The 13,889-nt window shown below is 72.3% G+C and carries 9 protein-coding genes and 2 pseudogenes; 6 read left to right on the top strand and 5 right to left on the bottom strand.

Features of this window, described 5'->3' with window-relative positions; translation table 11 throughout:
- Position 1 precedes the first annotated feature (1 nt).
- Positions 2 to 1,558 carry a glycoside hydrolase family 43 protein gene (locus ABT008_RS20355; protein WP_350697792.1) on the top strand — a complete coding sequence of 519 codons (1,557 nt, stop codon included), beginning with the start codon at positions 2 to 4 and terminating at the stop codon, positions 1,556 to 1,558.
- A gap of 80 nt (positions 1,559 to 1,638) precedes the next feature.
- Here the strand turns inward: ABT008_RS20355 and ABT008_RS20350 are convergent, their stop codons facing one another.
- Entirely contained in the window at positions 1,639 to 2,991 is a 1,353-nt protein-coding gene (locus ABT008_RS20350; protein WP_350697791.1) for an endo-1,4-beta-xylanase, read from the bottom strand.
- Positions 2,992 to 3,712: 721 nt separating this feature from the next.
- Between ABT008_RS20350 and ABT008_RS20345 the strand changes: the two genes are divergently transcribed.
- From ABT008_RS20345 to ABT008_RS30495, 4 genes and pseudogenes are all read left to right on the top strand, one after another.
- The gene (locus ABT008_RS20345; RefSeq protein ID WP_350697790.1) at positions 3,713 to 4,318 is read left to right on the top strand and encodes a DUF4956 domain-containing protein; all 606 of its coding nucleotides are present in this window, start codon (positions 3,713 to 3,715) and stop codon (positions 4,316 to 4,318) included.
- Positions 4,315 to 5,148, top strand: coding sequence for a polyphosphate polymerase domain-containing protein (locus tag ABT008_RS20340; RefSeq protein ID WP_350697789.1), 834 nt, complete (start codon positions 4,315 to 4,317; stop codon positions 5,146 to 5,148). The genes ABT008_RS20345 and ABT008_RS20340 overlap by 4 nt, the downstream gene beginning before the upstream one ends.
- Positions 5,043 to 6,803 (top strand): annotated as a pseudogene (locus ABT008_RS30500) (CotH kinase family protein); the annotation flags it as partial. The gene ABT008_RS20340 and the pseudogene ABT008_RS30500, both read left to right, overlap by 106 nt.
- Before the next feature lie 36 nt (positions 6,804 to 6,839).
- Positions 6,840 to 7,223, top strand: a pseudogene (locus tag ABT008_RS30495) (cellulose binding domain-containing protein); the annotation flags it as partial.
- A gap of 54 nt (positions 7,224 to 7,277) precedes the next feature.
- On the opposite strand, the gene ABT008_RS20325 reads toward ABT008_RS30495, so the two are convergent.
- The gene (locus ABT008_RS20325) at positions 7,278 to 7,904 is read right to left on the bottom strand and encodes a TetR/AcrR family transcriptional regulator (RefSeq protein ID WP_350697788.1); all 627 of its coding nucleotides are present in this window, start codon (positions 7,902 to 7,904) and stop codon (positions 7,278 to 7,280) included.
- Positions 7,905 to 7,994: 90 nt separating this feature from the next.
- Here ABT008_RS20325 and ABT008_RS20320 point away from each other — a divergent pair, with 90 nt between their 5' ends.
- Positions 7,995 to 8,936: an NADP-dependent oxidoreductase gene (locus tag ABT008_RS20320; protein WP_350697787.1), complete on the top strand. Its 942-nt coding sequence runs from the start codon at positions 7,995 to 7,997 to the stop codon at positions 8,934 to 8,936.
- A 13-nt stretch (positions 8,937 to 8,949) separates the two neighbouring features.
- Here ABT008_RS20320 and ABT008_RS20315 read toward each other — a convergent pair whose 3' ends face one another.
- From ABT008_RS20315 to ABT008_RS20305, 3 genes are read right to left on the bottom strand one after another with little or no spacing between them, the layout of a single operon-like run.
- Entirely contained in the window at positions 8,950 to 9,201 is a 252-nt protein-coding gene (locus tag ABT008_RS20315; RefSeq protein ID WP_350697786.1) for a phosphopantetheine-binding protein, read from the bottom strand.
- Positions 9,201 to 12,356 carry a non-ribosomal peptide synthetase gene (locus tag ABT008_RS20310; protein ID WP_350697785.1) on the bottom strand — a complete coding sequence of 1,052 codons (3,156 nt, stop codon included), beginning with the start codon at positions 12,354 to 12,356 and terminating at the stop codon, positions 9,201 to 9,203. The genes ABT008_RS20315 and ABT008_RS20310 overlap by 1 nt, the downstream gene beginning before the upstream one ends.
- Before the next feature lie 29 nt (positions 12,357 to 12,385).
- Complete coding sequence (locus tag ABT008_RS20305) at positions 12,386 to 13,888, bottom strand: class I adenylate-forming enzyme family protein (RefSeq protein ID WP_350697784.1); 1,503 nt, start codon at positions 13,886 to 13,888, stop codon at positions 12,386 to 12,388.
- Between the last annotated feature and the right edge of the window lies 1 nt (position 13,889).

The following is a 13,889-nucleotide window of genomic DNA, read 5'->3' as shown; positions in this document are numbered from 1 at the left end:
GGTGTCCGCTGCCCCCACGTTCCGCAATCCCGTCGTCGCCGGATTCCACCCCGACCCCAGCGTCTGTCGGGCCGGCGAGGACTACTACCTGGTCTGTTCCAGCTTCGAGTACTTCCCCGGCGTACCCGTCTTCCACAGCCGGGACCTGGTCACCTGGCGGCAGATCGGCAACGTGCTGGACCGCCGCAGCCAGCTCGACCTGCCACCGGACGCGCACGCCTCGGGTGGCGTCTTCGCACCGACCATCCGCTACCACGACGGCCGGTTCTGGATGGTCACCACCAACGTCAGCATCGGCCGGCACCTGATCGTCACCGCCACCGACCCGGCCGGGCCGTGGTCCGACCCGGTCTACTTCGACCTGCCGCACGTCGACCCCTCGTTGGCCTGGGACGACAACGGCGACTGCTGGCTGACCCTGTCCGGGGTGGCGTCGTACCGCATCGACCCCGAGGCCGGCAAGGTCCTCGAAGGCCCGGTGCCGATGTGGTCCGGCAGCGGCGGGCAGTACCCGGAGGCGCCGCACCTCTACCGCATCGGCGAGTGGTGGTACCTGCTGGTCTCCGAGGGCGGTACGCACACCGGGCACGCCGTCTCGATCGCCCGCTCGCGCAGTGTCCGGGGCCCGTTCGAGCCCGCCCCGGTCAACCCGTTCCTGACCCACCGCAGCACCGGTCATCCCGTGCAGGCGACCGGGCACGCCGACCTGGTGCAGGCGACCGACGGCAGTTGGTGGATGGTGCTGCTCGGCATCCGGGCCAAGGGCCAGTGGCCGCCCTACCACGTACTCGGGCGGGAGACGTTCCTGGTGCCGGTGCGCTGGGAGGACGACTGGCCGGTGGTCGACCCGGTGCAGGAGGTGACCTCCGCGCCGGCCGGGAGTCCGCCCGCCCTGGCCGCGCCGCCCGGCCCGGCCGCGTACCGGGACGACTTCGACACCGCCGTGCTCGCGCCGGAGTGGATCTCACTGCGCGACCGGCCGACGGACGCCTGGTCGCTGACCGAGCGGCCCGGCTGGCTCACCCTGCGGGCCGCCGGCACGACCCTGGACCGGGCCGGCGTCACCATGATGGCCCGCCGGCAGCAGCACCACGACTGCCGCGCCGCCGTGCGGGTCGACCCGGGCACGGGTCGGGCCGGGCTGACGGTACGCATCGACGAGGCCCACCACTACGACATCGAGGTCGCCGACGGTCTGGTCCGGGTGGTCGGCCGGGTCGGTCCGTTCCGTCAGGTCTTCGGCGAGCTGCCGGTGCCGGCCGGCCCGGTCACCCTGAGCATCGCCACCCGGACCGACGATCTGCTCCCGCCGACTGTGACCGCCGCCGACCAGGTCACCGCCCCCGGTGCGCCGTTCGGCGTACGCCCCGCCGCCTGCGACACGGTCGGCTTCGAGGTGCTGACCGCGCCGGGGCCGGTCGTGCTCGCCGAACTCGACGGGCGCTACCTGTCCACCGAGGTCGCCGCCGGCTTCACCGGTCGGGTGTTCGGCCTCTATGTGACCGAGGGCAGCGCGGCCTTCGACTGGTTCGACTACCGCCCGACCGGTCACGCCTGACGCGCACGGGCGAGCGCCCGCCCCCGGGTCTCGGGGACGGGCGCTCGCGTGGTGGTGGAGGTCGGCCGAACGGCTCGTCGTCAGCCGACGGAGCAGGACCGGATCTGCGGACGGGCCGAGGAGTTGCCGTTCATCATCGTGGTGAAGCCGAACGTGTTGCCGCTGCCGTTGGAGCGCACCGTCATCACGTTGCCGCTGCTGTCCCAGGTGGGGTTGCCGCTCCAGGTGGCGGAGACGCGCTGCGGCGAGGTGATCACGACGACCACCGACCAGGTGCTGGCCCCGCTGACCGTCACCGAGGTGTTGTAGCGGTCGCCCCAGGCCTGGCCCGGGGTGATCGTCGCGGTGCAGCCGCCCGGCGCCGGGGTGGTCGGCGTGGGCGTCGGGTTGCCGGTGCCGGGGCTGCCGTTGTTCAGCGCGGTGAGCACCGCGTCATAGGCGGCCTTCTTGTTGCCGTTGCCGTCGAACAGCAGCGGGCTCTCGTTGGAACGCCACGAGTCGGAGTCACGGATGCCCCAGACGGTGATGCCCTTGCAGCGCGCCACGGCGAGACAGTCGTTGACCACGTTGCGGTACGCGTCGGTCGGCGCGTTGCGGATGTCGAGTTCGGTGATGTGCACGTCGACACCGAGGGCGGCGAAGCTGGACAGCGTGGTCCGGTAGTTGCTCGGGTAGTTCGAGCCGCCGGTAAAGTGCGACTGGAGGCCGACGCAGTCGATCGGTACGCCCCGGCTCTTGAAGTCCTGGACCATCCGGTAGACGGCCTGGGTCTTGGCGTCGTTCCAGTTGTCGATGTTGTAGTCGTTGTAGCAGAGCTGCGCGTTCGGGTCCGCCTGGCGGGCCGCGCGGAAGGCGGCCTCGATCCAGTCGTTGCCGGTGCGCTGGAGGTTGGAGTCGCGGCGGGCCCCGCTCGACCCGTCCTGGAACGCCTCGTTCACCACGTCCCACCAGGCGATCTGGCCCCGGTAGTGGGTGGCCACCTGGGTCACGTGGTTGAGCATGGCGTTGCGCAGCGTGGTGCCGGACATGTTCTGCATCCAGCCCGGCTGCTGCGAGTGCCAGGCCAGGGTGTGTCCCCGGACCTGCATGCCGCGGCTGAGCGCGTGCTGGACGAGCCGGTCGCCGTTGGCGTAGTTGAACTGGCCCTGGTTGGGCTGCAGCGCGTCGATCTTCATCTCGTTCTCGGCGGTGACCTGGTTGAACTCGCGGTTCAGGATGGTCGTGTACGCCGAGTCGTTGAGCCGGTTCACCGCGACGGCGGTCCCGAAGTACCGGCCACGCTCGGCGGCCGAGGCACCGAGGGTGCTCGCCGCGCTGGCGTTGCCCGGCAGCACCACGGCACCCGCCACGGCCAGCATGCCGACGGCGGACAGGACGAGAGCCGCCCGCAGTCGTCTCGGCCGCTTGGGTGCGCGGGAAGAGTCGTTGCTCATCTCATGCTCCTTCCGGGTCCGGTGGCCCGAGGGCGGGCAGCATGACTCCGGACACGCGGGATAGGGATGATGCCCGCGATCCCTGACAAAGGGACCGCATCGGCCTTACTGGACGGAAGTATTTCAGCGGGATTTCACGCCCGTCAATGACTTCCGGAAGTTTTCCGCAAGTACCGGTGGCGACGGACCGCACTCCAGACCGGCCTTCAGCAGCCTGCGCACCCCTTCCACCGCTGCACCGAGCGGCGAACATAACCGACGAGGCCGGCGCCTGAAACTTCCGGAGACGCCGGGCCCACATCGGACACAGCACCCGATTCCGGTCATTCATCGGCGGTCGCTCGTCGATCTTCCGTCACCGTGGGCAACGGTCCGACCAGTGGCGACACCCCCACAGCGCGCCGGCCGGGCCGCCCTCGGCCGGACCTCGACGCCGTACGCACCGCACCGCCCTGCGGCGGCGACCCGCCTCGACAGCATCCCTGACCAGCACCGATGTCCACAGAGGCCCGATTGGCGGCGGACACTGCTCGCCCACCGCACCGGGAGGGGACACAGAGAGTTATTGACCCGCTTCGATATTTCGTTCTAATATTCCCGGACTACTTCCCGCAAGTTCACCGGAAATTTCAGAGGCGTTCGGCTGGTCCTGCACGGTGCGTCGGAGGTGCCGTGGACGGTCGCCGGCCGGCGCGGTGGCGACCCAGGAGGAACGTACGAGATGTCGCAGCTCATCCTGTTCGCGATCGACATCGGCGCGGTGGCACTGCTCGTCTTCGGGCTCTACTTCCCCCGGCACCGCCGCCGCGATCTCGTCGTCGCCTATCTGGGCGTCAACGTCGGCGTCCTGGCGGTGGCGAGTGCCCTGAGCGCCAGCAACGTCGGCGCCGGGCTCGGCCTGGGCCTGGCCCTGTTCGGCGTACTGTCCATCATCCGGCTGCGCTCGACCGAGCTGGACCAGCACGAGGTCGCGTACTACTTCTCGGCGCTGGCGCTGGGCATCCTCGGCGCGCTGAGCACCACCCAGCTCTGGCTCAGCGCCGGGCTGATGGGTCTCATCCTGGTGGTGATGTTCCTCGGCGACCATCCCCGGGTGCTGCGCCACTACCGGCACCAGATCCTGGTGCTCGACTCGGCCGTCACCGACCATCTCGCGCTCGTCGCGCAACTGGAACAGCTCCTCGGCGGCCGGGTGCACGTCGTCACCGTGCAACGACTCGACCTGGTCAACGAGACCACCGTGGTGGACGTCCGGTACTCGGTGAAGGGCCGGGCCAGCACCGTGTCCCCGGCCGGCACCGCCGCACCGGCGGGAGCCCAGCGGTGAGCGGGGCGTCCGTCATCCCGGTCGTCTCGGCGATGACCCCGGTCGGCCTCGCCGACGTCCTCGGGCAGGCGGCCCTGCAGACCAGGGTGGACCGCAAGTACGTCGTGCCGGTCCACGCGTTGCCCGACCTGCTGGACCGACTCACCGCGTACGCGCAGGTGCTGGAGATCGACGGGGAGCGCAGCTTCCGCTACGAGTCGGTCTACTTCGACACCCCTCTGTTGGCCAGCTACCACTGCGCGGCCTACCGGCGACGGCGGCGGTTCAAGGTGCGGACCCGCACCTACCTCGACTCCGCCCAGTGCTGGCTGGAAGTGAAGATCAGCGGGGCGCGCGGCAGCATCACCAAGCACCGGCTGCCCTACCAGCCGCAGCACCGGGCCACCGTCGACCCGGGCCGCGCGTTCGTGGACGAGGCGCTGGTCCGCGAGGCGGTCGCGCCCGCCGCCGGCAGCAGCCTGGGACCGGTCCTGGTCACCGGCTACCGGCGTACCACGCTGCTGCTGCCGGCCACCGCCAGCCGGGTCACCATCGACACCGGCCTGACCTGGCAGGACGGCGACCTCGTCCTCCGGTTGCCCGACCTGGCGGTGGTCGAGACCAAGACCGGCTCCGCCGCCACGCAGGCGGACCGGCTGCTCTGGCGCGCCGGGCTGCGTCCGGTCCGCATCTCCAAGTACGCCACCGGTCTGGCCGCCCTCCGTCCGGACCTGCCGGATTCACCGTGGCGACGCACGCTGCGGCGGCACTTCCAGGGCGGCTTCGCACCGGTGGGCACCGCACCGACCACCACCCCCCACCGATCCGTTCAGGAGGCATCGTGCGTCTGACCGTCCGCACCGCGGCGGCACCACTGCGCACCGCCGCGATCGCAACCGTCGCCGTACTGGTCGCCGGGTTGCTCGCTCCCTCACCGTCACCCGCCGGGGCCGAGCCGACCGCCGGCGCCGCCATCTCCAGCGCCGCCGAGGCGGCGGCCACCGTCGCGGCCTCCGCCGCCGCCGACGACCTGGTCGGCGACATCGGCTTCTCGGTGCCCAGCGGCACCTTCCAGGGCGCGGTGACGGTGGCGTTGAGCACCACCGTCAGCGGCGCACAGATCCGCTACACCACCGACGGGAACCTGCCCACCGCGCAGTCGCCGCTCTACTCGGGCACCGCGCTGCGCTTCACCCGGACCACCCAACTGCGGGCCCAGGCGTTCGTCGGGCAGACCGCGTCCGGCGCACCGGGCACCGCCATGTACGTCGCCCAGAACACCACCACCGCCCACGACCTGCCGGTGGTCCTGATCGACTCGTACGGCGCCGGGCGGCCCGACCGGGAGTACTTCGACGCCACCACGATGATCTTCGAACCGGGCGGCGGCACCACCTCGCTGGCCGCCGCGCCCACCGTGGCCACCCGGGCCGGGTTCCGCCTGCGCGGCCAGTCCTCGGCGACGTTCGAGAAGACGCCGTTCCGCCTCGAGTTCTGGGACAACGAGGACGACGACGCGGACTACCCGGTGCTGGGCATGCCGGCCGACTCGGACTGGGTGCTGCGCGGACCGTTCACCGACAAGGCGCTGATCCGGGAGGCGTTCGTCTACGACCTCGGTCGCGAGATGGGCCTGCCCGCCCCGCGCTACGCCTTCGCCGAGTTCTATCTGAACACCGACGCCGGGCCGGTCGGGGCAAACGACTACATGGGCGTTTACATGATCGTCGAAACGATCAAGAACTCCAAGAACCGGCTCGACCTCAAGCAGTTGCGCGCCGACGACCGGACGCTGCCGAGGATCACCGGCGGCTACATCTGGAAGTTCGAGTGGATGGCCGCCGAGGAACCGATCCTGCCGTGCACCGGCCCGGCCGCGACCTGCTGGAACTACCTGGAGGTGGCCGACCCGTCGCCGTTGCAGCCGGAGCAACGGGACTGGTTGCGCAACCACCTCCAGGAGTTCCACAACGTGCTACGCGCACCGAACTTCGCCGACCCGGTCAGCGGCTATCGGGCGTACATCGACGTGAACTCCTTCATCGACCAGCTCATCCTCAACGAGCTCAGCCGCGAGATGGACTCGTACGTCCGCAGCGCGTACTTCTACAAGGACCGGGACACCAAGATCTTCGCCGGTCCGCTCTGGGACTACGACCTCAGCTTCAGCGTGGGCGGCTTCTTCGCCAACGACCAGACCGCCGGTTGGCAGCACCAGCAGGTCCGACAGCCGGTGGCGAACGACTGGTTCACCCAGTTGCTGCGGGATCCGGCCTTCGTCAACGAGGTGCGGCAGCGTTGGCAGACGCTGCGCCGTGGGTTGCTCTCCGACGCGTCGTTGCAGGCCCGGATCAACACCCTGAGCGCACCCCTGGCCAACGGCGCGCAGCGCAACTTCCAGCGCTGGCCAAACCTGACCACCCGGATGGTCAGCTTCTTCGTCACGCCGACCGCCCCCACCTGGCAGGGCCAGGTGCAGGTCATGCGGGACTGGATGCTGCGCCGGGCGGCCTGGCTGGACTCGACCGCCGGTTGGGGCGGCCCCACCACGCCCCCGCCGACGACTCCCCCGCCGACCACTCCGCCCCCGACCACTCCCCCGCCGACCACTCCCCCGCCGGCTGGTGGTGGGTGCACCGCCACGTACTCGGTGACCAGCCAGTGGTCCGGCGGCTTCCAGGGCGAGGTGCGGGTGACGGCCGGCAGTCGGGCGATCAGCGGCTGGACGGTGACCTGGACGTTCGCCGGTGGCCAGACGGTCACCCAGGCATGGAATGCGACCGTCACCAGCCAGGGCTCGGCGGTCACCGCACGCAACGTCAGCTACAACGGCACGCTGGCCGCCGGGGCCAGCACCACCTTCGGCTTCCTCGGCTCCACCACCGGCACGCCCAGCGCGCCGACACCGACCTGCACGGCGAGCTGAGTGCAGGTGTCCCTGGCACCGGGTCCGCGACGGCCCGGTGCCAGGGCTTACCGCTCAGCGGGGGTGGTGGAGTTCCCCCGAGACCGGGTCCGGCGGCGGTTGGGGCAGTGGCCGGGCACCGTTCGGCCCGAGCCCGTCGAAGATGATCGCCAGATAACGTCGCCACAGCTCCGGTGACGCCTGCGGCACGAAGCTGACGACGTGACTCGGCGCGCACATCAGCAGGATCACGTCCGTCCCGGTGATGTCGTGCCGGACCGCGCCCGCCGCCTGCGCGCGTTCGACCAGGGCGGTGATCTCGACGAAGAGACGTCCTCGGGCTTCGGCGAGTTGTTCGTTGAGCGCGCCGGACTCACGCAGGAACGACAGGTCCAACTGCTGCTGCCGACTCGCCGCAGCGTCCAGGAATTCCAGGAGTGCGGCACCGGCGTCGGAAGCGCCCCCGAGCCGCCGCGCCAACTCGGCGAGCCCGTCGATCCGGTCGAGCACCACCGCCGCGAGCAGATCGTCCTTGGTCGGGAAGTGGCGGAACACGGTGCCCTTACCGACGCCGGCCCGCCGGGCGATGTCGGCCACCGACGCGTCCGGGCCGCGCTCGGCGAACTCCGCCTCCGCCGCCGCCAGCAGCGACGCCCGGTTGCGCGCGGCGTCGGCGCGGAGCGGTCGGATCGAGGCGGTCACCGACCCAGCCTACAAGTTGACCGCGCGGTCCGTTTATCACTAACCTGACCGTGCGGTCCGCTTCGGGCCACCCTGCCGAACGGGGGGATCATGAAAGCTGTCGTCGCCACCGGATACGGGCCACCCGAACACCTCACCGTCGCCGACATGCCGATCCCCCGGCCGGGGCCAGGGCAGATCCAGGTACGGATCGCCGCCGCCTCGATCAACCCGATGGACGTACGGCTACCCGCCGGTGACTTTCGAGGCGCCGCCGAGCTGACCTTCCCGCACGTCCTCGGCAACGACTTCGCCGGAACGGTCAGCGAGGTCGGCGCGGGCGTCGAGGCGTACCACGTGGGCGACGAGGTGTTCGGGCACGCCGTGCCCCGGGCGCTGCGGGCGATGGTCGGCGCCGGCCGGCCCAGCCTGACCACCGGCACCCTCGCCGAGTACGCCGTCTTCGAGGCGGACACGCCGTTCCTCGCGCACCGGCCCGCGGCGCTGGACGTCGCCGAGGCCGCTGCGCTGCCGACCGTCGGCCTCACCGTCCAGGCCCTGCTCGCCACCGCGGCACCGCAGCCCGGGGAGACCGTCCTGGTCGTCGGGGCCAGCGGCGGCGTGGGCACCACCCTGCTGCCCAGACTGACCGGCACCACGGTGATCGCCACCGGCCGCCCGCCGGACGCGGAACTGCTGCGAGCGAAGGGCGCCACCGAGGTCATCGACTACGCCGACGAGTACCCGGACCAGGTCGACCTGGCGTTCAACCTGGTGTTGCCCAGCGACCGCCTCCAGCGGGTCGGACGGGCACTGCGGCCCGGTGGACGGCTCTACACGATCACCTTTCCCCAGCCGGATCCGGCCTTCCTCGACCGCCGTGACGTGCGCTTCGAATTGGTGCTCGACGTGGAGGGCCGGTTCGGCGGGATGCGCGAGGTCGCCGCCCTCACGCCGACCGTCGGCCGCCGGTACCCACTCGCCGAGGGCGTACGCGCGCTCACCGACTTCGTCGGCCGGCACACCCTCGGCAAGCTCGTGCTGACCGTGTGAATCGAGGCCGGGCTCACGGCCCGGCGTCGGCCAGCATCGCCACGAGGTCGTCCAGGGTGTCCAGGCGACGGCCGGCGCCGGTCAGCTCGACCTCGACGCCGTACTCCAGCTCGATCGCGTCGACCAGGCGCAGCAGTCCGAGGGAGTCGACGCCCAACGCGATCATGGACCCGCCGGCGAGGAGGTCGGCCGCCTCGACCTCCCCTGCGGTGGCCTCGCTGACCATCTGGGCGATCCGGGCCCGCAGTTCGGGGTCGGCCGTCATCAGAACTCCTTTCCGGACTGCCGCACGATGTCGGCGATCTCGGCGATGGTGGGGGTGTCGAAGAAGGCGTCGAGCGGCACCTCGACCCCGAGCCGCTGCTGGATCCGGCCGCTGATCCGGGTCACCGTCAACGAGTGTCCGCCGAGGTCGAAGAGGTCCTCGTGCACACCGATGTCGGGGATCCGCAGCACCTCCTGCCAGATCAGCCGAAGCTGCGCCACCACCGGATCGTCACCACCGTCGCCCTCCGCGCCACCGGGTGCCCGAGTCCCCGCGCCGCCAGGCGCCTGGGCTACCGCGCCGCCGGACGAGTCGGTCCCCGCGCCGCCGCGCGAGCCGGTCACGGCGTCGCGGGGTGCCGGTGCGGGCAGGGCGGCGCGGTCGACCTTGCCGCTCGGGTTCAGCGGCAGCCGGTCGAGCGTCACGTAATCGGTGGGCAGCACCGCCGTCGGCAGGCTCGACGCCAGGTGCCGACGCAACCCGGCCGGCTCCGCGACGGCAGCCGGCCGGGTCACCACGTACGCGACGAGGCGGGGCTCGTCGCCGTCGCGCCGCAGCACCGTGGCCGCGGCGGTGACCTCGGGGTGCTCCAGCAGCCGGGCCTCGATCTCGCCCAGCTCGATCCGGTGCCCCCGGATCTTGACCTGGTCGTCGGCGCGGCCGAGGAACTCGATCCGTCCGTCCGGCAGCCACCGGCAGCGGTCACCGGTGCGGTAGAGCCGGTCGCCGGGCGCGCCGAACGGGTCGGGGGCGAACCGCTCGGCGGTGAGGTCGTCACGTCCCCGGTAGCCGACGGTTACCCCGGCACCGCCCAGGTGCAGCTCACCGGGGAGCCCGACGGGCGTGGGCCGGCCCGCCTCGTCCAGCAGGTACGCCCGGACGTTGGGCAGCGGTCGGCCGATGGTGACCTCGTCGGGGTCGGCCGGGATCTCCGCCATCGTCGCGTACACGGTCGCCTCCGTCGGACCGTACCCGTTGATCAGGCGTGCGGTACGGGACCGCAGCTCCCGGGCGAGGGCGACCGGTAACGCCTCCCCGCCGGTGACCGCGACCAGCGGGACGTCCCCGTCCGCCGACTCGGTCGGGTCACCGAGGCCGGCCTCCAGCAGCACCCGCCAGCCGGACGGGGTGGCCTGGGCGTGGGTGACACCGGCGGTGCGGATCAGCCGCCGGACAGCCGCGCCGTCCAGGGCGCTGACGTCCGAGGCGACGACCACCGTGCCGCCGGTGACCAGGGGCAGGAACACCTCCACCGTGGAGATGTCGAACGACAGCGAGGTCAGGTGCAGCCACCGGTGCGTCGGACCGCCACCCAGCAGGTCGCGGACGCCGAGCAGCAGGTTGGCCAGCGACCCGTGGCGCACCGCCACGCCCTTCGGGTGTCCGGTCGATCCGGAGGTGTAGAGCACGTAGGCGAGATCGTCGGCGGTGGGCGGCGGGCCGGCGACGGGCGTGGTCGGGGCGTCGCGCAGGTCGCCCTGGTCGAGGGCGAGCGTGGGCCAGGCGGGGTCCGGCGCGGCGACACCGGTCACCACCAGCGTCGGGGCCGCGTCGGCGAGCACGGCCTGCTGGCGGGCCGGCGGGTGGCCGGGGTCGACCGGCAGGTAGGCGGCCCCGCAGCGCCACACCGCCAGCATGGTCACCACCGCCTCCCACGAACGGTCCAACGCGACCGCGACGACCGAGCCCGGACCGACGTCCCGCTGGCGCAGCAGTGCGGAGAGTCGCGCGGCGGCGGTGTCGAGCTGGGCGTAGCTCAGCGTCCGGTCACCGTCGACCACGGCCGCCGCGTCCGGGTCCGCGGCGACCCGGGCGGCGAACAGGGCCGGCACGGTGGCGTCGGCCGGGTACGCCCGGGCGGTGTCGTTCCAGGCCCGGGTGACCTGGTCGAACTCGTCGGCGGTCAGCAGCGGCAGCTGCGCCACCGGTCGGTCGGGATCGGCGACCACGGCGGCCAGCAGAGTGCGCAGGTGTGCCCCGATACGGCATACGGCGGCGGTGTCGATCGCCGCCGGGCTGTGCTGGAGGCTGACCGTGAGGCCGGTGGGCGCGTCCACCACCTGGACGTGCAGCGCGTTGCGGGCGGCACCGCAGAACATCGTCCAGTCGACCTCGCTGGCCACCCCGGCGAAGACCGGTGCGGTGCCGCGTCTCCGGTAGCCGATGCTGACCGGCGTCGACGCCGGTGCCGGACGCAGGCCGGAGACGGCCTGGGCCAACGGCACCGCGCGGTACCGGTACACCTCGCGCAGGCGGGCCCGGACGGTGTGCGCGTACGCGCGGAACGTCCCGCCGGGCGGGTCGGCGGTGACGGGCAGTTCGTTGACGAACAGGCCGATCCGGTCGGCCTGGTCGGGGGTGCGGGTGGAGAGCGCCACCCCGACCGGGGTGCCCCGGTTGCCGTAGCGGGCGAGCAGCACGTGCAGCACCGCGAGCAGCAGTTCGAAGCGGGTCACCCCGAGCGACCGCGCGGTCTGGTCGAGCCCCTGCACCAGGTCGGTGGGCAGGTCCACGGGTACGGCGACACCGGGCTCCGCGCCGGTGGGCAGCCGCCGCAGGCCGGGCAGGACCACGTCGCCGGGGCCGGACCAGTGCCGCGCCCAGTGGTCGCGGGCGTCGGGCAGGTCGACGGCGACGCGTTGCTGTTCGGCGGCGGCGAGGCCCGCGTACTCGTCGGGTCGGGGTGTGGGGTCCACGGTGGTGCCGTCGCGGGCGGCGGCGTACGCGGCGGCCAGGTCCCGGACCAGGATGTCCTTCGACATGCCGTCGAAGACCAGGTGGTGTGCGGTGACGAGCAGCAGGTGCGTGCTGTTGGCGGCGGTGAGCAGGGTGAGCCGGGCCAGCGGTCCGGCGGTCAGGTCGTACGCCCGGGCGATCTCCTCGGTCACCCGGGCGTCGGTCAGTTCCCCGAAGCCGACCGTCGGACGGCTGTCGGCCGGTGCCAGGTGCGGGGTGCCGTCGTCGTCGACGGCGATCCTGGCCGCGAGGATCGGATGCCGGTCGGTCACCGAGGCGCAGGCCGCGACGAGGGCCCGACGGTCGAGTGCGGCGCCGAACCGTACGCCCAATGCCATGTGGAAGGCCGTGCCGGCGGCCCCGGCCCGCTCGGTGAACCAGACGGCGTGCTGTGCGGAGGTCGCCTCGACGGTGCCCACATCTGCTCCCAGGGTTGTGCTGGTGGTGGTCAGTTCTCGAAGAGTTCGGTGAGTCGCCGCTTGAGCACCTTGCCGCCCTCGTTGCGGGGCAACTCGTCGAGCAGCAGGAGCCGGGCGGGCAACTGGTAGTCGGCCAGCCGATCCGCGAGGAATCCCCGCAGCACGGGCAGGGACAGGCCACCCGGCTCGGTCTGTGGTCGGGGCACCACGGCGGCGGCCACGGCGAAGCCGAGCACCGGATGCGGGACACCGACGACGGCGACCTGGGCGACCAGGGGATGCTCGTGCAGCGCCGCCTCGACCTCCAGAGTGGAGACCTTGAACGCGCCGGTCTTGATCACGTCCTGGTGCCGGTCGGTGAGGTACAGGTAGCCGTCGGCGTCGATCCGGCCGACGTCGCCCATGCGGACCCATCCGTCGCGGAAGGTGGCCCGGTTGGCCGCCTCGTCGCGGTAGTAGGCGCGGGGAAAGGGCGCGCGCAGCCAGACGTCGCCGGTCATGTCGGCGGGCAGCGGATTGCCGTCGGCGTCGGCGACCATGAGCTGACCGCCGACCGGCCGACCGACCGCGTCCCGCCGGGACGGGTCCCAGATCATCGTGGTCTGGGCCGGTGCCGCCTCGGTGGAGGTGTAGTAGTTGACGATGGTGGCCTGCGGGAACGTCTCGGCGAGCCGGGCCGCGACCGCCGGTGCGAGGAACGCGGCGGTGGAGCCGATCAGGTGTACACCGCTGGTGTCCCGCCCGCGCAGGGCACCGGAGTCGAGCAGCTCGACGGCGATCGACGGGACGACGAAGACGGTGCCGGTCCCGGTGGCCTCGACCAGCCGGGCGAACCGGGCCGGGGTGAACCGGGGCAGGGTGAGTGCGGCGGCCTGCGCGGTCAGCGCGTTGAGCAACATGGTCTGCCCGGCGTTGGTGCCGATCGCGAAGGCGTGCAGGAACCGTTCCGAGTGGGCCAGGGCCAGCCGGCGTGGATGGTGCGGAGCACCGGCGGTGAGGTTGGCGTGGCTGGCGGCGACTCCCTTGGGTCGTCCGGTCGTGCCCGAGGTGTAGAGGATCTGCGCGAGGTCACCGGGTCGGGCGACCGACGCGCCGTCCCGGGATGGCTCGGCCAACAGTTCGGCGCAGGACCAGACCGGCAGGCCGGACGGCACCGGCGGGGCCGGGGTGTCGTCGCCGTGCAGCACGGCGGTGGCCGCGCAGTGCTCCAGGGCGTGACCGAGCTGCCCGGCGGCGAGTCGGTCGGAGAGCGGCACGGCGACGCCACCGGCGCGCAGCACCCCGACGTACGCGACGGCGAATCCGGTCCAGTCCCGGGCTCCGAAGTAGAGGCCGACGCGGTCGCCGCGACGCAGGCCGCGACGCGACAGGGCGGTGGCGACCGCACCCGCACCGGCGGACCAGTCGGCGAAGGTCAGCGCGGCCACCCCGTGCACCTCGACCGCGACCCGCTCGGGATGCAGGGCGGTACGCCAGTCCAACAGCTCGGGCACGGTACGCGGGACGGCCCGGCCCTCAGACGCCGTACTCACC

The sequence above is a fragment of the Micromonospora sp. NPDC002389 genome (assembly GCF_040296095.1).
Taxonomy (GTDB): domain Bacteria; phylum Actinomycetota; class Actinomycetes; order Mycobacteriales; family Micromonosporaceae; genus Micromonospora.
The sequence above is the reverse complement of the archived record's forward strand: the minus strand, read 5'-3'. Positions and strand labels throughout refer to the sequence as shown.

Bases quoted from the DNA above. Each gene is read 5' to 3' on its own strand.
- ABT008_RS20350 (WP_350697791.1), bottom strand. From the start codon at position 2,991: ATGAGCAACGACTCTTCCCGCGCACCCAAGCGGCCGAGACGACTGCGG.
- ABT008_RS20345 (WP_350697790.1), top strand. From the start codon at position 3,713: ATGTCGCAGCTCATCCTGTTCGCGATCGACATCGGCGCGGTGGCACTG.
- ABT008_RS20315 (WP_350697786.1), bottom strand. From the start codon at position 9,201: ATGACGGCCGACCCCGAACTGCGGGCCCGGATCGCCCAGATGGTCAGC.
- ABT008_RS20320 (WP_350697787.1), top strand. From the start codon at position 7,995: ATGAAAGCTGTCGTCGCCACCGGATACGGGCCACCCGAACACCTCACC.